Origin of the sequence: Mesorhizobium sangaii (assembly GCF_014207355.1) — a bacterium.
Taxonomy (GTDB): Bacteria; Pseudomonadota; Alphaproteobacteria; order Rhizobiales; family Rhizobiaceae; genus Mesorhizobium; species Mesorhizobium sangaii.
The window spans coordinates 924,666-941,994 of record NZ_JACHEF010000002.1 but is presented as its reverse complement, the minus strand read 5'-3'; the positions used below and the strand labels follow the sequence as shown (position 1 = coordinate 941,994).

At 64.3% G+C, this 17,329-nt stretch carries 18 protein-coding genes and 1 pseudogene; 16 read left to right on the top strand and 3 right to left on the bottom strand.

From position 1 onward, the window contains the following. The first annotated feature begins 19 nt into the window (after nt 1-19). The 4 genes from HNQ71_RS13665 to HNQ71_RS13650 all read left to right on the top strand — a co-directional run bounded on the left by HNQ71_RS13665 (nt 20) and on the right by HNQ71_RS13650 (nt 2,807). On the top strand, nt 20-814 hold the full coding sequence (locus HNQ71_RS13665; RefSeq protein WP_184873058.1) for an SDR family oxidoreductase: 795 nt from the start codon (nt 20-22) through the stop codon (nt 812-814). An 86-nt stretch (nt 815-900) separates the two neighbouring features. Then, nucleotides 901-1,179 carry a type II toxin-antitoxin system Phd/YefM family antitoxin gene (locus HNQ71_RS13660; RefSeq protein WP_246461500.1) on the top strand — a complete coding sequence of 93 codons (279 nt, stop codon included), beginning with the start codon at nt 901-903 and terminating at the stop codon, nt 1,177-1,179. Beyond that, a complete protein-coding gene (locus HNQ71_RS13655) occupies nt 1,139-1,495 on the top strand; it encodes a hypothetical protein (protein ID WP_184873057.1) in 357 nt (118 codons plus the stop codon). The genes HNQ71_RS13660 and HNQ71_RS13655 overlap by 41 nt, the downstream gene beginning before the upstream one ends. Before the next feature lie 220 nt (nt 1,496-1,715). Further along, nucleotides 1,716-2,807 carry a 3-deoxy-7-phosphoheptulonate synthase gene (locus tag HNQ71_RS13650; protein ID WP_184873056.1) on the top strand — a complete coding sequence of 364 codons (1,092 nt, stop codon included), beginning with the start codon at nt 1,716-1,718 and terminating at the stop codon, nt 2,805-2,807. Between the two features lie 47 nt (nt 2,808-2,854). Here HNQ71_RS13650 and HNQ71_RS13645 read toward each other — a convergent pair. Continuing rightward, a pseudogene (locus HNQ71_RS13645) lies at nt 2,855-3,483 on the bottom strand (LysE family translocator). A 127-nt stretch (nt 3,484-3,610) separates the two neighbouring features. On the opposite strand from HNQ71_RS13645, the gene HNQ71_RS13640 reads away from it, so the two are divergent. Then, the gene (locus HNQ71_RS13640; protein ID WP_184873347.1) at nt 3,611-4,315 is read left to right on the top strand and encodes a helix-turn-helix transcriptional regulator; all 705 of its coding nucleotides are present in this window, start codon (nt 3,611-3,613) and stop codon (nt 4,313-4,315) included. 21 nt (nt 4,316-4,336) lie between these two features. On the opposite strand, the gene HNQ71_RS13635 is transcribed toward HNQ71_RS13640, so the two are convergent. Next, a complete protein-coding gene (locus HNQ71_RS13635) occupies nt 4,337-5,446 on the bottom strand; it encodes a Gfo/Idh/MocA family protein (protein WP_184873055.1) in 1,110 nt (369 codons plus the stop codon). Between the two features lie 154 nt (nt 5,447-5,600). On the opposite strand from HNQ71_RS13635, the gene HNQ71_RS13630 reads away from it, so the two are divergent. The 11 genes from HNQ71_RS13630 (at nt 5,601) to HNQ71_RS13580 (ending at nt 16,391) form a co-directional block, all read left to right on the top strand. Beyond that, nucleotides 5,601-6,446 carry a MurR/RpiR family transcriptional regulator gene (locus HNQ71_RS13630; protein ID WP_167392076.1) on the top strand — a complete coding sequence of 282 codons (846 nt, stop codon included), beginning with the start codon at nt 5,601-5,603 and terminating at the stop codon, nt 6,444-6,446. Nucleotides 6,447-6,600: 154 nt separating this feature from the next. Beyond that, nucleotides 6,601-8,535, top strand: coding sequence for a bifunctional 5-dehydro-2-deoxygluconokinase/5-dehydro-2-deoxyphosphogluconate aldolase (locus HNQ71_RS13625; protein WP_184873054.1), 1,935 nt, complete (start codon nt 6,601-6,603; stop codon nt 8,533-8,535). Nucleotides 8,536-8,569: 34 nt separating this feature from the next. After that, nucleotides 8,570-10,420 carry a 3D-(3,5/4)-trihydroxycyclohexane-1,2-dione acylhydrolase (decyclizing) gene (iolD, locus tag HNQ71_RS13620; protein WP_184873053.1) on the top strand — a complete coding sequence of 617 codons (1,851 nt, stop codon included), beginning with the start codon at nt 8,570-8,572 and terminating at the stop codon, nt 10,418-10,420. Nucleotides 10,421-10,484: 64 nt separating this feature from the next. Next, a complete protein-coding gene (gene iolE / locus HNQ71_RS13615; protein WP_184873052.1) occupies nt 10,485-11,402 on the top strand; it encodes a myo-inosose-2 dehydratase in 918 nt (305 codons plus the stop codon). Nucleotides 11,403-11,481: 79 nt separating this feature from the next. Further along, nucleotides 11,482-11,715 carry a DUF3329 domain-containing protein gene (locus tag HNQ71_RS13610; protein WP_184873051.1) on the top strand — a complete coding sequence of 78 codons (234 nt, stop codon included), beginning with the start codon at nt 11,482-11,484 and terminating at the stop codon, nt 11,713-11,715. Nucleotides 11,716-11,720: 5 nt separating this feature from the next. Next, complete coding sequence (gene iolB / locus HNQ71_RS13605; RefSeq protein ID WP_184873050.1) at nt 11,721-12,533, top strand: 5-deoxy-glucuronate isomerase; 813 nt, start codon at nt 11,721-11,723, stop codon at nt 12,531-12,533. A gap of 254 nt (nt 12,534-12,787) precedes the next feature. After that, entirely contained in the window at nt 12,788-13,495 is a 708-nt protein-coding gene (locus HNQ71_RS13600) for a DUF1045 domain-containing protein (RefSeq protein WP_184873049.1), read from the top strand. A gap of 34 nt (nt 13,496-13,529) precedes the next feature. Next, nucleotides 13,530-14,684, top strand: coding sequence for an alpha-D-ribose 1-methylphosphonate 5-triphosphate diphosphatase (locus HNQ71_RS13595; protein WP_184873048.1), 1,155 nt, complete (start codon nt 13,530-13,532; stop codon nt 14,682-14,684). Further along, complete coding sequence (gene phnN / locus HNQ71_RS13590; RefSeq protein WP_184873047.1) at nt 14,681-15,310, top strand: phosphonate metabolism protein/1,5-bisphosphokinase (PRPP-forming) PhnN; 630 nt, start codon at nt 14,681-14,683, stop codon at nt 15,308-15,310. The genes HNQ71_RS13595 and phnN overlap by 4 nt, the downstream gene beginning before the upstream one ends. Nucleotides 15,311-15,423: 113 nt before the next feature. Beyond that, the gene (locus HNQ71_RS13585) at nt 15,424-16,179 is read left to right on the top strand and encodes a COG4280 domain-containing protein (protein ID WP_184873046.1); all 756 of its coding nucleotides are present in this window, start codon (nt 15,424-15,426) and stop codon (nt 16,177-16,179) included. Then, a complete protein-coding gene (locus tag HNQ71_RS13580; RefSeq protein ID WP_184873045.1) occupies nt 16,176-16,391 on the top strand; it encodes a hypothetical protein in 216 nt (71 codons plus the stop codon). The genes HNQ71_RS13585 and HNQ71_RS13580 overlap by 4 nt, the downstream gene beginning before the upstream one ends. Before the next feature lie 16 nt (nt 16,392-16,407). Here the strand turns inward: HNQ71_RS13580 and HNQ71_RS13575 are convergent, their stop codons facing one another. Continuing rightward, on the bottom strand, nt 16,408-17,307 hold the full coding sequence (locus tag HNQ71_RS13575; RefSeq protein ID WP_184873044.1) for an aldose 1-epimerase: 900 nt from the start codon (nt 17,305-17,307) through the stop codon (nt 16,408-16,410). Nucleotides 17,308-17,329 lie beyond the last annotated feature (22 nt).

The following is a 17,329-nucleotide window of genomic DNA, read 5'->3' as shown; positions in this document are numbered from 1 at the left end:
AAGCCACAGGAGCAAAGCGATGAGCACATCAGCCGCTCGCAATCATGAAACGCGCGCCATTGTCACTGGCGGCGCGCAAGGCATCGGCTTTGCCGTGGCCGAGGCGCTGGCCGACGAGGGCTGCCGGGCGCTGGCGCTGATCGGCCGCTCGCAGGAAAAGGGCGACAAGGCCGTCGCCCATTTCAAGAAATCGGGCGTCGACGCGATCTTCATCAGCGCCGACGTCTCGAAGGTCGCCGACTGCAAGCGCGCGGTCGCCACCGCAATCTCGCATTTCGGGACAATCAACGCGCTGGTCAATGCCGCAGCGACGTCGGCACGCGGTTCGCTGGTCGAGACGAGCGAAGAGCTTTTCGACACCATTTTCGACACCAATGTGCGCGGGCCGTTTTTCCTGATGCAGGGCGTGGTCGCCCACCTGCTGGAGCGCAAGGCGCCGGGGTCGATCGTCAACGTGCTGTCGATGTCGGCGCATGCCGGCCAGTCCTTCCTGACGCCCTATTCGACCAGCAAGGGCGCACTGATGACGCTGACCAAGAATGTCGCCAGCTCCTATCGAAAGAACCGCATCCGCTGCAACGCGGTGCTGCCCGGCTGGATGGACACAGAGGGCGAGGCGATCGTGCAGAAGAAATGGCACGACGCGCCGGACGACTGGCTGGCGAAGGCCGAGGCCGCGCAGCCGATGGGCCAGTTGGTCAAGCCAGCGCAACTCGCCCGGCTGATCACCTATATGATCAGCCCGCAGGCCGGCGTGATGACCGGGTCGCTGGTCGATTACGACCAGAACATCGCTGGAGTGATCGGCGAATAGCAGCAACTGGACTCACGCCCAGAAACAGCTCGGCTCCTGTTGCCGCCACATCGCCATTGCCGCATAGTCAAGATGGTCAGAAGGTCATGGAGGTCGAGATGCCGCCTGTGCCCAAAGGGGGTGCCATCTGGACGGTCGCCGAGGCAAAAGCCCGGCTCTCGGTGGTTATCGAGTGCGCGCAGGCTTCGCCGCAGACGATCACCAGAAACGGCAAGCCAAGCGTGGTTGTTGTCTCGGCGGAGGAATGGCGGCGCAAGACCGCGCGCAAGGGTACGCTTGCCGAGTTCTTGCTGGAGTCGCCGCTGCGCAGCCTCGATCTCGACCTTGAGCGTCAGCGCGACGAACCGCGTGACCCACTGCTGTGAGGCTGTTGCTCGATACGAATGTCCTGTCCGAGGTGACAAGGCCGGCGCCGCGAGCGTGGCAAGAGAACCTCTGATGCATCCATATTGGATCACGCCAAGCGGCCATCTTGGTGTCGGCATCACCGCCCGGTCGGAAGCCGATGCCCTGCAACTCTTCGCGCTTGCCTTCGGGTCCGCCGAGAAAATTGTCAGCATCGAGATCATCAAGGACATGAACGATCTCGAACAAAATCACGTCGTGCCCAATATGGGCGGAGCCAACTGGTTTCGACGCGGCATCTGGTTTCCGCAGGGCCAGGAGCACATTTCAAACTGAGACGCTGCGTCGTCTCATCAGGTAGGTGACAAGCGCCTCCGCTTCGACTATATGAGCCTCATGATCAACCTGACCGCCACGTATTGGTACTTTAGGAGCTCGCTGGCGGCGGGAGGATTGCGCTCGATCTGAAGATTGCAGCAACAAGATCCGAACAGCCGCCAGACCTGGCGGCTTTTTTGTTTCAGCCGGCAGGTCTCCCAATCAGGAGCAGAAAGCCGTGTTGACCACCACAGATGACCTTCGGGTCAAGGAAATCAGGGAACTGAGTACGCCGGATCAGGTGATGCGGGAGATCCCGCGCACGCTGACGGCGACGCGCACCGTTGCCGCGTCACGCAATGCAACCCACGCCATCCTGAACGGTACCGACGATCGACTGCTCGTCATCGTCGGTCCCTGTTCGATCCACGATCCGGTCGCGGCCGTCGACTATGCCAGCCGTCTGGCGGCGCTGCGCGAGACCTTGTCCGACCGGCTCGAGATCGTCATGCGGGTCTATTTCGAGAAGCCACGCACGACGGTCGGCTGGAAGGGCCTGATCAACGATCCCGACCTCGACGGCAGCTTCAACATCGACAAGGGGCTGCGGATGGCGCGCAACGTGCTCTCCGCCGTCAACAATCTCGGCCTGCCGGCAGCGACCGAATTCCTCGACATGACGACGCCGCAATACATTGCCGACCTCGTCGCCTGGGGCGCGATCGGCGCGCGCACGACCGAGAGCCAGATCCACCGCGAGCTGGCATCGGGCCTGTCCTGCCCGGTCGGCTTCAAGAACGGCACCGACGGCAACCTGCGGATCGCCGCCGAGGCGGTGAAATCGGCCGCCCAGCCGCATCATTTCATGGCGGTGACCAAGGGCGGCCGCAGCGGCATCGCGACGACCACCGGCAATGAGGACTGCCACGTCATCCTGCGCGGCGGTATCGCGCCCAATTATGACGCAACGAGCGTCGAGGCCGCCAGCGTGGAACTCGCCCGCATCGGCGTCGCACCTCGGCTGATGATCGATGTCAGCCACGCCAACAGCGGCAAGAAGCCCGAGAACCAGCCGAAGGTCGCGGCCGATGTCGCGGGCCAGGTGGCGGCGGGCGACGAGCGCATCATCGGCGTCATGATCGAGAGCAATCTCGTCGCCGGCCGGCAGGACGTGGTGCCCGGCAAGCCGCTCGTCTACGGCCAGAGCATCACCGATGGCTGCATCGACTGGGCGACCACCGAGACGGTGCTGCACGGCCTTGCCGGCGCCGTCGAGTGGCGCCGCTCAGCGCGCCGCGCCATGATCGACAGCCGCCAGGGAGCGGCCTGACAAGGCAGGGGATAGGGCGGCGGTGTTTCCAGGCTCGGGCCTGGAATTCACGCCGCCTTCAAACCTTGCCAGGCGGTCAGCATCGACACCGCAACCAGGAGCAGTCCGGCCGCCCGGCCAGCAAATGCGGTCGCCCGGGGATTGGCGACCAGGAGGTTGCGGCTGCGCCCGGCTGATATGGCAAGCCCGCCATAGACGGCACGGCCACCGTCATCAATCCCATGATGGCCACCTGTATCCAGATCGGACCATAGTCGGGCTTGAGAAATTGCGGATAGACCGCAAAGACGAAGAGGCAGGCCTTGGGATTGATCAGGCAGATCACCAGCCCCTGGCGAAACGCCTTCCATGCGGAGCGGCTACCGGCAGGCCCCTCGTGGCCGACCTTGATCGAGCTGCGCATCAGCGTCAGGCCTATGAAAGCCATGTAGGCGGCGCCCACAATCAGCAGCGGATTGTAGAGGATCGGCACGAAATGCATCAGCAGGCCGACGCCGACAGCGCCGTTTAGCGTATGCACCATGCCGCCCAGCATGATGCCGCCGGTCGCGGCAAGGCCTCTGTTGCCGCCGCCGGTCAGCGCATTGGCAAGCACGAAAAGCATGTCCATGCCGGGCACGATGATGATGCCGAACAGGAGGAGGAAGAACAGCCAGAGATTATCCGCATAGTCCATGTCACTTGCCTGTCGCCTCGCCCGGCCGAGCCGCCGAGGAATGTGTTGATTTTCAACTCGATAGGCCGTCGTATAGGTCAGCCCTACTGACGATGTAGTGTCAGTTGTGATCGGAGCGGGTGAGGAAATGCGCAAGGCGTCACGACTGTTCGAGATCATCCAGATCGTGCGGCTGGCGCGGCAGCCGGTGACGGCTGCCATGATGGCTGAAAAGCTGGAAGTGACGGTGCGCTCCGTCTATCGCGATATTGCAGCCCTTCAGGCGATGCGCGTGCCGATCGAGGGCGGGCGCGGCATCGGCTACATCCTGCGCCCCGGCTTCGACCTGCCGCCGCTGATGTTTTCGATCGAGGAGATGGAGGCGATCGTTCTGTCGCTGGCGCTGCTGGAGCGCACGGGTGACAGCGAACTCAAGCAGGCGGCCAAGCGCGTCAGCGCCAAGATCGCCGGCGCGGTGCCGCCGCCCTTGCGCCAGACGTTCGACGCCAATGCGTTGCATGCGTGGGGATTCGCGGCGCCCTCGGTCGGTGCGGTCGATCTGGCGCTGGTACGCCGCGCCATCCGCGACGAGGAGAAGCTCGACCTGTCCTATCGCGACGAACTCGGCCGCGCCTCCAGGCGCCTCATCCGCCCGATTGCGCTGATCTATTACGCCGAAACCGCCAACATCGTCGCCTGGTGCGAGTTGCGTCAGGCGATCCGAAATTTCCGCAGCGACCGGATCGAGGATTGCCAGGCGACGGGGCTACGGTTCAAGGGCGAAGGCGATCGTTTGCGGCAGGTCTGGGTGAACGGGTGGGAGACGAACGCCGCCCAGGCCGCCAGCGGCTGAGGCGATCCATCGCGAAGCGGACTACCTCACATCCACCCAGCGCTTTTCGTCGAACGAGCGCGCCATGGCGTGCACGGTGCGCTCGATCTCCAGCCCTTCGGCAAACTCGATGATCCGCGCCGGCTTGCCGGCCAGCCGCATCAACAGTTCGTGGCACTCGATGATCTTGAGATCGTTGAAGCCGAGGCCATGGCCGGGCGCCGGCAGGAAGGCGTCGTAGGGCTTGTGGTGCGGCGCCACCAGGATGGTGCGATAACCCTGTTCGGTCGGGCGATCGGCGGTGAGGTAGAGCTGGAATTCGTTCATCCGCTCCTGGTCGAACAGGATCGAGCCTTTCGAGCCGAAGATCTGGATGGCGATGCGGCCCTTGCGGCCCCAGGCCGAGCGGTTGACCAGCAGCGTGCCGGCAATTCCGTTTTCCAGATGCATCAGCACGCTGGCGATATCGTAGGTCTCGACCGCGCGGCGCCCGCCGGCAGCGAGCTTGCGGTCGGCATAGGGCTTGGCCATGTCGCAGATGACGCTGGCGACGCGACCGAACAGGGCTGAGACCAGCGACAGCGGATGCACGGCGAAATCGTCGAGCGCGCCGTAGCCGGAAGCCGCTTCGTGCTTCCAGAAGAACAGCGCCTCCGGGTCGGCCATGAAGTCCTCGTCCATCTCGATGCGCAGATGGTTGACCTCGCCGATGACCTTCTCGTCGAGCAGCGCGCCGATGTGGCGGATGGCCGGGCTCTGGATATAGTTGTAGCCGAGGGCGGCGACCTTGCCCGACTTCTTCGCCGCCGCCGCCATGGCTTCGGCCTCGGCGAAGCTCGGCGCCATCGGCTTTTCGCACCACAGATGCTTGCCGGCCTCGAGGATGGCGATGGCCATTTCCGGATGGAACTGGTTGGGCGTGGTCAGCGAGACGATATCGACGTCCGGGTCATTGACGACGGCCCGCCAGTCGCCTGATGCCTTGGTAAAGCCGAATTCGCCGGCCTTGCGCCTGGCGAGGTCCTCATTGACCTCGCCGAGATGGACGAGCCGAGGCTTGGGCACGTCGGGAAAGACGGCGCCGACGGCACTCCATGCGATGGCGTGACATTTGCCCATGAAACCCGTGCCGATGAGACCGACGCCGACCATTTTCCGTTTCTCCACTGCCTGAAGCGCTGGATGGATGAATTAGTCCATTTTCTCTTGGAATGGAATGTCTGCCTCATTTTTTATGGCGTTCTTGCGCAGGCTCGCTATGATGGGGCAGAGAGGGTACCCATAGATGAGCCTGGACAGAGCGACGATGGACGAACGGGTACCTCGCGACTTCGAGACGCTGCGCGCCACCATCCTGGACCGGCGCGAAAGCCTGCCGAAGCGCATCGCCCAGATTGCCGCCTACGCGCTCGACAATCCCGACGACATCGCCTTCGGCACCGCGGCCAGCATCGCCGCTTCGGCCGGCGTGCAGCCATCGACCTTGATCCGCTTTGCCCAGCAGCTTGGCTTCGACGGTTTCACCAGCCTGCAGCAGGTGTTTCGCGAGCGGCTGCGCGAGCGCAATTCCTCCTATGATGAACGCCTGCAGGCGCTGCGTGCCAAGGCCGAGGGCGCCGCTGGTCACCGGGCGATCTTCGACGGCTTCGTCGCCGCGGCCAGCACCTCGCTTAACGACATTTCGCGCACGCTGGACGACGCGCATCTGGAAGACGCGATTTCCCTGCTGGCAAAGGCGGAGACCATCTACGTGCTGGCCAAGCGCCGCTCCTATCCGGTGGCGTCCTACATCGCCTATGCGCTGGGCAAGCTGAAGATCCGCAACCAGCTGATCGAATCGGCTGCCGGGCTGAACGCCGAGATGATCGCATTCGCGACGCCGGCGGATGCCGTCATCGCCATCAGCTTCTCGCCTTACGCGCCGGCCACCATCGAGGAGGCGCGCAGCATTTCGGAACAAGGCGTGCCGATTGTCGCCATCACCGACAGCTCGTTTTCGCCGCTCGCCCAATTCGCCAGCATCTGGTTCGAGGTGGCCGAGGCGGATTTCGCCGGCTTCCGCTCGCTGTCGGCGACGATGGCGCTGGCCATGGCACTGACCGTCGGCGTCGGCGAAAAACGGCGCAGCACGGGCCGCAGGCGCAAGGCCTAGCAGGCACCTGAAAGACAATTTTAGACCAGGGAATGCTCATTCCATATTGACTATGGATTGGAATTATTATTTCATATTCCTGGCGCCACGCTGCCGCTCGCGCGTGTACCCCAAAATACGTTGCTCAAGACAACAAGACTGACGGGAGGTTCCAATGAGCGAAGCCATGGACGCGAAACAGGCGCCGCTCGACGTCATCACCATCGGTCGCGCTTCCGTCGACCTTTATGGCCAACAGATCGGCTCGCGGCTGGAGGACATCACCTCGTTCGCCAAGTCGGTCGGTGGCTGCCCGGCCAACATTTCGGTCGGTACGGCGCGGCTCGGCCTGCGCTCGGCGCTGCTCACCCGCGTCGGCGACGAGCAGATGGGCCGCTTCATCCGCGAACAGTTGACGCGCGAAGGCGTTTGTGTCGACGGGCTGAAAACCGACAAGGAACGGCTGACCGCGCTGGTGTTGCTGTCGGTCGAGGATGAGGGCGTGTCGCCGATGATCTTCTACCGCTCAGACTGCGCCGACATGGCGCTGGCGCCGGAAGACATCGATGAAGCCTTCATCGCCTCGGCGCGCTCCATCGTCGTTACCGGCACGCATTTTTCCCGCCCCAACAGCGATGCCGCCCAGCGCAAGGCAATCCGAATCATCAAGGCCAAGGGCGGCAAGGTGGTGTTCGACATCGACTATCGGCCCAACCTCTGGGGTCTGGCCGGCCATGCCGAAGGGTTCGAGCGTTACGTGAAATCCGACAGGGTCTCGGCCCAGCTGAAGACAGTGCTCCCCGATTGCGACCTGATCGTCGGCACCGAAGAAGAGATCATGATCGCGTCGGGTGCCGATGATTGCCTGAGCGCCTTGAAGACGATCCGCTCGCTGTCTTCAGCGACCATCGTTCTGAAGCGAGGCGCCATGGGCTGCATCGTCTATGACGGGCCGATCAGCGACGATCTCGAGGATGGTGTCGTAGGCAAGGGCTTTCCGATCGAGATCTACAATGTGCTCGGCGCCGGCGACGCCTTCATGTCGGGCTTCCTGCGCGGCTGGCTGGGTGGCGAAGACCATGCGACGGCGGCGACCTGGGCCAATGCTTGCGGCGCCTTCGCCGTGTCGCGGCTGCTGTGCGCGCCGGAATATCCGACCTTCGAGGAGTTGCAGTTCTTCCTCAAGAACGGCAGCAAGCATCTCGCCTTGCGCAAGGACGAGGCGATCAACCACATCCACTGGGCGACCACCCGTCGCCGTGACGTACCCTCGCTGATGGCGCTCGCCTGCGATCATCGCGTGCAGCTTGAAGATGTGGCGGCGAAGGCCGGTGCCGATCCCGCACGCATCCGCGATTTCAAGGTGCTGGCGGTCAAGGCGGCAGCGAAGGTCGCCGCCGGTCGCGACGGCTACGGCATGCTGATCGATGAAAAGCATGGCCGCGAGGCGATGTTCGAATTCGCCCGCCATCCCTTCGCCTGGCTCGGGCGGCCAGTCGAATTGCCGGGGTCGCGACCGCTGCGTTTCGAGTTCTCGCAGGACATCGGCTCGCAGCTCGTCGAATGGCCTGTCGACCACTGCATCAAGTGTCTGTGCTTCTATCACCCCGACGATCCGGCGGCCTTGAAGGAAGAGCAGCAGCAGAAGCTGCGCGCGCTGTTCGAGGCCGCCCGCAAGGTCGGCAGGGAATTGCTGGTCGAGATCATCGCCGGAAAACACGGCAAGCTCGACGACAAGACGATCCCGCGCGCGCTGGAGGAACTCTACGCGCTCGGCATCAAACCCGACTGGTGGAAGCTCGAACCGCAGGCTTCGGCAGCGGCGTGGGCCAAGATCGAAGCGGTGATCCTCAAGCACGATCCATGGTGCCGGGGCGTTGTGCTGCTTGGCCTGGAAGCGCCGCAGGACGAGCTGGAAGCGGCTTTTGCCGCGACCGCGAAGGCGCCCATCGTCAAGGGATTTGCCGTCGGCCGCACCATCTTCGTCCACTCGGCCGAACAGTGGCTGGCCGGCAAGATGTCGGATGACGAGGCGATCGCCGACATGGCCACGCGCTTCGAACAGTTGACCGAAGCGTGGCTTGCCGCGCGCGGCCGCAAAGCAGCATAAGAAGGCGCGGCATAGGACTGCGGAGGAAAACACCATGAGCAAGACAATCCGCCTGACGATGGCGCAGGCGCTGACCCGCTTTCTCAGCAGGCAGGTGACCGAGATCGACGGCAAGAAAGTCCCGATCTTTGGCGGTGTCTGGGCGATCTTCGGCCACGGCAATGTCGCCGGCATCGGCGAAGCGCTCTATGAGGTGCGCGACGAACTTCCGACCTTCCGCGCCCACAATGAGCAGGCGATGGCGCATGCGGCGATCGCCTATGCCAAGGCCAATTTCCGCCGCCGCTTCATGGCGGCGACCTCGTCGATCGGACCCGGCGCGCTCAACATGGTGACGGCTGCGGCACTCGCCCATGTCAACCGGCTGCCGGTGCTGTTTCTCCCCGGCGATGTCTTCGCCAACCGCATTCCCGATCCGGTGCTGCAGCAGGCCGAGGATTTCTCCGACGGCACCGCGACGGTCAATGACTGCTTCCGTCCGGTGTCGCGGTATTTCGACCGCATCACGCGGCCCGAACAGATCATCCCGGCGCTCAGCCGTGCCATGCAGGTGCTGACCGATCCGGCCGATTGCGGCCCGGTGACGCTGTCGCTGTGCCAGGACGTGCAGGCCGAGGCTTATGACTATCCCGAAAGCTTCTTTGCCGAGCGCGTCTGGCACCAGCGTCGGCCGCGGCCGGATCGCCATGAGCTTGCCGCCGCGGTGGCAGCGCTCAAGGGGGCGAAGAAGCCGCTGGTGATCGCCGGCGGCGGCGTGCTTTATTCGCAGGCCTCGGACGAGCTGGCGAAATTCGTGCAGGGCGCCGGCATTCCGGTTTGCGAGACGCAAGGCGGCAAATCCTCGCTGCCGGACGATCATCCGCTCAACATGGCGGCGGTCGGCGTCACCGGTACCTCGGCCGCCAACCGGCTGGCGGAGGAGGCCGATGTCGTGCTGGCCATCGGCACGCGGCTGCAGGATTTCACCACCGGTTCGTGGGCGCTGTTCAAGAAATCCGGCAAGACCATCATCGGCTTGAACGTGCAGCCCTTCGACGCCGGCAAGCACCGGGCGTTGCCGCTGGTCGCTGATGCGGCCGAGGGGCTGGCCGAACTCGGCGCGGCGCTGAAGGGCTGGAAAGCGCCGGCAAGCTGGACCGACAATGCCGCCGTCGGCAAGAAGGCCTGGCAGGCCGAGGCGGCCAAGGTGACGGCGTCGACCAACGCCGCCTATCCTTCCGACGCGCAGGTGATCGGCGCCGTGCAGCGCGCAATGGGCTCTGGCGTAACCCTGCTGCATGCCGCCGGCGGCCTGCCTGGCGAACTGCACAAGCTGTGGCAAGCCGGCGCGCCCGGCTCCTACCACGCCGAATACGGCTTTTCGACCATGGGCTACGAGATTGCCGGCGGCCTTGGCACCAAGATGGCGAAGCCGGACGACGAGATCGTCGTCATGATCGGCGACGGCTCCTATCTGATGCTGAATTCCGAGATCGCCACCTCGGTGATGCTCGGCCTCAAGCTGACCATCGTGCTGCTCGACAACCGCGGTTATGGCTGCATCAACCGGCTGCAGATGGCGACCGGCGGCGCCAACTTCAACAATCTCCTGAAGGACTCGCGCCACGAAATCCTGCCCGATATCGACTTCGCCGCGCATGCGGCGAGCATGGGGGCGATCGCCGAGAAAGTGCCGTCGATCGCAGGGCTGGAAAACGCCCTGGAAAAGGCAAGGAAGAACAACCGCACCACCATGCTGGTCATCGACACCGATCCGCTGGTTTCGACCGATGCCGGCGGCCATTGGTGGGATGTTGCGGTGCCGGAGGTGTCGGCGCGTGCCCAGGTGAACGCGGCGCGCAAGGCCTATGACGAAAAACGGCAGATGCAGACCATTGGCGATTGATGCCAACGCCGGCAACCCTTCCCCTTGTGGGAGGGTAGACACGAACTGAAACTGGAGTGACGACTTGAAAGCCAAACTGGGCATGTCCCCCATTGCGTGGTGGAACGACGATCTTGTGGAACTCAGCGATGATGTGTCGCTGGAAGAGTGTTTGCGCCAGTCGCGCTCGGCCGGTTTCACCGGCATGGAGATGGGCCGGCGGTTTCCCAACGATCCCGATGTCATGCTGCCGATCTTGAAGGCGGCCGACGTGACGCTGTGCGGCGGCTGGTTCTCGGGCACGCTGGTCGATGAGGACATCGGCAACAACAAGGATCGCATCCAGCCGATGATCGATCTGTTCAAGGCGGTGAACGCGCCTTGCATCGTCTATGGCGAGGTCGGCCGTTCGATCCAGGGCGACCGCTCGAAGCCGCTTGCCACCAAGCCGAAGCTCTCGAACGACGAGATGAAGGCCTATGCGAAGCGCCTCACCGAATTTGGCGAATGGTGCGCCGAACAAGGCATGCCGCTTTCCTACCACCACCACATGGCGGCGGTGGTCGAGACCGAGCCGGAACTCGATGCGTTCATGAATTATTCCGGAGCCGGCATTCCGCTGCTGCTCGATGCGGGGCACCTGGCCTTTGCCGGCGGCGACGTCCTGCGCGCCATCGACAATCATCACAAGCGCATCAGCCATGTGCATGTGAAGGACGTGCGCATGGGCGTGATCGACAAGCTCGACCGCACCAAGCAATCCTTCCTCGACGCCGTCGCGCTCGGCGCCTTCACGGTGCCGGGTGACGGCTCGCTGGATTTCGGGGCCATCGTGCAGCGGTTTGCCGACCATGGCTATGAGGGCTGGTTCGTGGTCGAGGCCGAGCAGGATCCGAAGAAGAACCCGCCGCTCAAGATGGCTGAGGTCGGCCACAAGGAATTGATGCGGGTCATGACGGCTGCCGGCTACACCGTCGAGACACAGGGCTTTCCCAATGCCTAGGGCTTTGCCAATGCCCACGGCTTTGCCAATGCCTGGCGCGCTGGTTCTCGGCGAAGCCGGGTTGCTGTAGGTTGGCCGGATGAAAGATTCCGAGCACCCGTTTTTCCGGCCTTTGTGGCGGCGCGTCGCCGTCGTCGCGGTCTGCGTCATCTGGTCGATCATCGAATTCGCCACCGGCACGCCGTTCTGGGGCGTGCTAGCGCTCGGCTTCGCCGCCTACGGCGTGTGGCAGTTCTTCTATCTCTACAAGCCGGCCGACGAGAGGCCTACCGACGAGAGCAAGGCAGCGGCCGGGCCCGAACCGAAGGAGTGAACCGGATGTCGAAGCTGCTGGTGAAGGCCAACAAGGGCCATGGCCGCGTCGCCCATGTGACGCCGCAGATCGCAGGCTGGACCTATGTCGGTTTCGACCTGCATCGGCTGAAGCCTGGCGAGAGCGCCTCGGGAAAAACGGACGATCGCGAGGTCTGCCTGGTGTTCGTCACCGGCAAGGGCAAAGCGACGGCCGGCGGCAGGGACCTCGGGCTGCTCGGCGAGCGCATGTCGCCCTTCGAGGGCAAACCGTGGTCGGTCTATGTACCCGAGGGTTCCGACTGGTCGGTTACGGCAGACACCGAACTGGAACTCGCGGTCTGCTCGGCACCGGGCCTCGGCGGCGGCCTACCGGTGCGCGTGATCAGACCGGAGGATCTCGGTCAGGAGGTGCGCGGCAAGGGCACCAACACGCGCTACGTCACCAACGTCCTGCCGGAAGGCAAACCGGCCGATTCGTTGCTGGTGGTCGAGGTCATCACGCCTGGCGGCCACACGTCGAGCTACCCGCCGCACAAGCACGACCAGGACAATCTGCCGGCCGAATCCTATCTCGAGGAAACCTATTATCATCGCCTCAACCCGCCGCAGGGCTTTGCCTTCCAGCGCGTCTACACCGACGCCGACAAGAATGGCCATCGCGCGCTGGATGAAGCCATGGCGATCGAGGATGGCGATGTCGTGCTGGTGCCCAAGGGCTATCACCCCTGCGCCGCCTGCCATGGCTATGACCTCTACTATCTCAACGTGATGGCCGGGCCGAAGCGGACGTGGAAATTCCACAACGCGCCCGAGCACGAATGGCTGATGAAAGCCTAACCGGTCATCCGTTTCGGGTGAAGCTATTGGTCCAGCTTGGGAAAATCGTCGGCTAAGGACCTGCCGGGTCGATTCGCCTTCGAAAACCCTTCAAAGCTTCGTCAATCCGTCATGGAAATCGCCTATGGCAGCGGGGCCAGTGCATGTCGCCCAAAAGTGCGCAGCGGTTTTGGGATCACGACATGCGAAAAACAAAGACTTAAAGCGCGTCGCAGCATTTCTTCAAAGGCGGCGCGCTTTGACGAGGACTTCTCATGCGCTACGCCATCTATTTCACCCCCCGGCAGGACGAGCCGCTGGCGCGGATCGCCGCCAATTGGCTTGGCCGCGACCCGTTTGGTGGCGCGACAAGGCCGGTGGAGGCGGTGGCCGATTTGTCGGCGGCGGAAGTCGCCTTCCACACCGCTTCGGCGCGGCGCTACGGTTTTCACGCGACGCTGAAAGCCCCCTTTAGGCTGGCTGTCAACGAGACGGAGACCTCGCTGCGCGCGGCACTCGACCATTTTGCCGAGGCAACGCCGGTGGTGACGATCCCGCGCCTTGTCGTCAGCCAGATCGATAGCTTCTTTGCACTGGTGCCGGAAGGACCGCTGGCTCCGCTCAACCGCTTTGCCGATGACGTGGTGCTCGGTTTCGACCGGTTTCGCGCACCGTTGACCGAGGCGGAGATCGAACGGCGCAGCCCGGACTCGCTGAAGCCGGCCGAATTCCGCAATCTGTGCCAGTGGGGTTATCCCTACGTCTTCGAGACCTTCCGCTTCCACATGACGCTGTCCGGCCGGGCGGGGCCACAGGAAAGCCCTCGTCTTCGTGCAGCAATCGACAGCCTGTTCGCGGAGGTGCTGCAAAAGCCGGTGCTCGTGGATGCGTTGACGCTGTTTGTCGAAACCGAACCGGGCGCACCGTTCATGGTGCTCTCCCATCACGCGCTTGGGCGCCGCCCGGCCAGAAAAACCGCCTGAATAACCCAGCCGGAATACACAAGGACTGCCTGAAATGACCGCCGAAACTGTTCTTACCAACGCGCGCATCGTGCTTGCCGACGAGATCGTCGAGGGTTCGCTGGTGCTGCGCGACGGCTTTGTCGCCGGCATCGACGCCGGCATCGGCCACACCGGCGGGAACATGACCGGCGAGGACATGGGCGGCGACTACATCATTCCCGGGCTGGTCGAACTCCACACCGACCATCTCGAGGGCCACTACGCCCCGCGGCCGAAGGTGCGCTGGAACCCGATCGCCGCCGTGCTCGCCCATGACGCGCAAGTAGCGACCGCCGGCATCACCACCGTGCTCGATGCCTTGCGCGTCGGCATGGACGAGGACGCCGACCTGACATCCGACGACATCCGCAAGCTGGCCGACGCGATCGAGGACAGTGTCCAGCAGGATCGTCTGCGGGCCGACCACTTCATCCATCTGCGCTGCGAGGTTTCGGCGCCGGACTGCCTCAAGGCTTTCGCCAATTTCGACGGCGACGAGCGGGTCAAGCTGGCATCGCTGATGGACCATGCCCCCGGCCAGCGCCAGTTCGTCAACCTCGAAACCTATGCCTACTACTACCAGCGCAAACTGAAACTGACCGACCGCGACTTCAAGCTGTTCTGCGAAAAGCGGATGGCGGAATCGGCCAGGAATTCGGGGCCGAACCGTGTCCATATCGCCGCCGCGTGCCACGAACGCGGCATCGTTCTGGCAAGCCACGACGACGCCACGACAGGCCATGTCGACGAGGCGATCGAACAGGGCGTGCGCGTCGCCGAGTTCCCGACCACGGAAGAAGCCGCCAGGGCCTCGAAACAGGCCGGGCTCGGCGTCTTGATGGGTGCGCCCAACGTCATGCGCGGCGCCTCGCATTCGGGCAATGTCTCGGCCCGCACGCTGGCCGGCGACGGGCTGCTCGACATCTTGTCGTCCGACTATATTCCTTTCAGCCTGATCCAGTCGGCGTTCTTCCTCGGCGACGTCGTCGAAGGCATTTCGCTGCCGCAGGCGGTCGCCATGGTCTCGAAGAACCCGGCCGAAGCGGTTGGCCTGACCGACCGCGGCATCATCGAGCAGGGCCGCCGCGCCGATCTGGTGCGCGTGCGTGTCGACGACCATGTTCCGGTCGTGCGCACCGTCTGGCGGCAGGGACGCCGGGTCGCATGATGGTATCGGCCTTGATCGAGCGCGAATTGTCCGCCGAGACGTTTCCGATCCGCGACGGCGTCTTCGTCGCCGTCGTCGGCCCGAGCGGCGCCGGCAAGGATACGGTGATCGGCTACGCCCGCGCCCGCTTTGCCGACGAGACCCGGCTGGAGTTCGTTCGCCGCGTCATCACCAGGCCGAGCGATGCCGCGAGCGAGGATCACGACACGTTGGCCGACGCCGCCTTCGTCGAGGCCGAAGCGGATGGCGCCTTCGCCATCTCCTGGGAGGCGCATGGCTTGCGCTACGGCATCCCGGCCGATGTCGACTGGTCGGTCGCCAATGGCCGTGTTGCCGTCGCCAATGTGTCGCGCGCGATCATCCCGGTCCTGCGCGAGCGCTATGCCAATCTGGCCATTGTCGAGATCACCGCCTCGCCGGAGGTGCTGGCCGAGCGGCTGGCGATGCGCGGCCGCGAGTCGCGCGGCGAAGTGCTGGCGCGGCTGGCGCGCAGCGCCAATGTGACCTTGTCCGGACCTGATGTCACCTCGATCGACAATAGCGGCGCGCGCGAGGCGGCCGGAGAGCGTTTCGCCGAGGTGCTGCGCAAGGCAATGGCCTTCTCCGACATGCCGGGCTTGATCTAGAGAGCCATAGCGCTCCACTTGCTTTTTCGCTGCCACTGGAGCGCTGTATGGTGCTGACCGCATCATGATGCTGGATCGCGATCCCGAGGCAACGACCTTCAGGAAGAATCTCCATGCAGACACTGACACCCATCCTTTCGACGATCACGGCGGCATTTCTGGCCTCCTTCGTCGAGGTCGTCGAGGCCTTCACCATCGTGCTCGCTGTCGGGGTGACGCGCAGCTGGCGCCCCGCTCTGACCGGCGCCGCACTGGCGCTGGCGCTGCTGGCGGCCCTGGTACTGGCGTTCGGCCCGCTGCTGGCGCTCGTACCCATCACCACGCTGCAGTTCGTCGTCGGGGTGCTGCTGATCCTGTTCGGCATGCGCTGGCTGCGAAAGGCCATCCTGCGCAGCGTCGGCGTCATCGCCCTGCATGACGAGGAGGCGGCCTTCTCCAAGGAAACCGCCGCCTTGCACCGGCAGGCCAACGACCGCCGCGCCGACTATCTCGCTGGGCTGGCGTCGTTTAAGGCGGTGCTGCTCGAGGGTGTCGAGGTGGTGTTCATCGTCATTGCCGTCGGCGCGGCACACGGCCAGACGCTTTACGCCAGCCTCGGCGCGCTGGCGGCGTTCGTCTTGGTGATGCTTATCGGCCTGGCGGTCCACCGGCCGCTGGCGCGCGTGCCGGAAAATGCGCTCAAATTCGTCGTCGGGCTGATGCTGACCAGCTTCGGCATCTTCTGGACCGGCGAGGGCATCGGCGCCGACTGGCCAGGCGCCGATCTCGCCCTGGTCGCCATCTTCGCCATCGTCGCGCTGGCGTCGTTTGCCATGGTGCGCTGGCTGCGCGCTGCCTATCCCACGCTCAGCGGAGGGCTCGCCCGATGAACGTCATTCGGCTCGCCGCCAAGGAATTCTTCGGCATGTTCGTCGATGACGGCAGTCTGGCGCTGCTGGCTCTGGTCCTGGTGGCCCTCATCACGGCGGCGGTGAAGCTGCTGACGCTGCCGCCGCTGCTCGGCGGCTCCCTGCTGTTGGTGGGCTGCCTCGCCATCCTGTTGCAAAGCGTTCGCCGCGCCGCACGCGGGACCAATCGGTAGCGCTGGCGCTGTTGCTTCAGGCCCCAAGCGCAAAGGGCATCAGCGACACGGTGCCAGCCGCACTTTCGCCTGGGGCGAGCACGATGATGCCCTCATCCGGATCGTTCCATCGGCCCCGGTTGAAAGCGCCGGACGCGTTGGTCTGCGGCTCGACGCAGAAATATGGCTTCGTCGGGTCTGCGTACAACATCAGGTGCTTGAAGACGGGATCGGCCTTGATGCGCAAGCCGGCGCCGCGCAGGGGAAAGCGAAGCGTCGCCTCACCCGTCCAACCGCCATAGTCATTGTTGCACCAGCCGGCGGGCAAAGGCCGGCCGCCGGCGAAGTCGAGTTCAGGTGCAAGCGTGATCGGATCGCCAGCGATGCCCAGCGGTTCTTCGAGATAGAACCGCGTCGCCTCGAACTGCAATGTGACGTCGGGGTCGCGATCGAACCAGGGATGGAGGCCAAAACCGAACGGCATGGAAACCGGCCCGGTGTTGGTCAGCGTCATGGTCACGCCGAGGCCTTCCTCCGACACCACGAAAGCCTGCGTCGCTCGGAAGGAGTAGGGGTCGATGCCGGCTGCGATATCCAGCGACAGCGTTGCCCGGGCGTCGCTCGCCTCAGCGACGGTCCACGCGTGTTTCCAGCCACTGCCATGCACGTTGATTGTTTCGGGGGGATTGTTCGGCTGGACCCGCCAGCGCTTGGCTGCGAACTCGAAGGCATTTCCAGCGATGCGGTTGGCGTAGGGCATCATCGGGAACATGGCGACGCCAAGCACGTTGCCCGCTTGCCGATCGTCGTCGGAAAGCCGGCGCATGAGATCGATGCCGCGCCAGCGCAGCGCGCCCACGCTGCCGCCAATTCGCGGCACGAGGTCGACCTCAAGCGCCCCGGCCCTGAGCGTCAACGGTTCAGGAATTACACCCATCGCCTGCCATCCATCCGCCGAT

Coding starts and splice junctions, on each gene's coding strand:
- HNQ71_RS13630 (WP_167392076.1), top strand. CDS start 5,601: ATGGACGAACGGGTACCTCGCGACTTCGAGACGCTGCGCGCCACCATC.
- HNQ71_RS13635 (WP_184873055.1), bottom strand. CDS start 5,446: ATGGTCGGCGTCGGTCTCATCGGCACGGGTTTCATGGGCAAATGTCAC.
- HNQ71_RS13610 (WP_184873051.1), top strand. CDS start 11,482: ATGAAAGATTCCGAGCACCCGTTTTTCCGGCCTTTGTGGCGGCGCGTC.
- HNQ71_RS13640 (WP_184873347.1), top strand. CDS start 3,611: ATGCGCAAGGCGTCACGACTGTTCGAGATCATCCAGATCGTGCGGCTG.
- HNQ71_RS13585 (WP_184873046.1), top strand. CDS start 15,424: ATGCAGACACTGACACCCATCCTTTCGACGATCACGGCGGCATTTCTG.
- iolB (WP_184873050.1), top strand. CDS start 11,721: ATGTCGAAGCTGCTGGTGAAGGCCAACAAGGGCCATGGCCGCGTCGCC.
- HNQ71_RS13660 (WP_246461500.1), top strand. CDS start 901: ATGGAGGTCGAGATGCCGCCTGTGCCCAAAGGGGGTGCCATCTGGACG.
- HNQ71_RS13625 (WP_184873054.1), top strand. CDS start 6,601: ATGAGCGAAGCCATGGACGCGAAACAGGCGCCGCTCGACGTCATCACC.
- HNQ71_RS13595 (WP_184873048.1), top strand. CDS start 13,530: ATGACCGCCGAAACTGTTCTTACCAACGCGCGCATCGTGCTTGCCGAC.
- HNQ71_RS13580 (WP_184873045.1), top strand. CDS start 16,176: ATGAACGTCATTCGGCTCGCCGCCAAGGAATTCTTCGGCATGTTCGTC.
- HNQ71_RS13575 (WP_184873044.1), bottom strand. CDS start 17,307: ATGGGTGTAATTCCTGAACCGTTGACGCTCAGGGCCGGGGCGCTTGAG.
- HNQ71_RS13665 (WP_184873058.1), top strand. CDS start 20: ATGAGCACATCAGCCGCTCGCAATCATGAAACGCGCGCCATTGTCACT.
- HNQ71_RS13600 (WP_184873049.1), top strand. CDS start 12,788: ATGCGCTACGCCATCTATTTCACCCCCCGGCAGGACGAGCCGCTGGCG.
- iolD (WP_184873053.1), top strand. CDS start 8,570: ATGAGCAAGACAATCCGCCTGACGATGGCGCAGGCGCTGACCCGCTTT.
- phnN (WP_184873047.1), top strand. CDS start 14,681: ATGATGGTATCGGCCTTGATCGAGCGCGAATTGTCCGCCGAGACGTTT.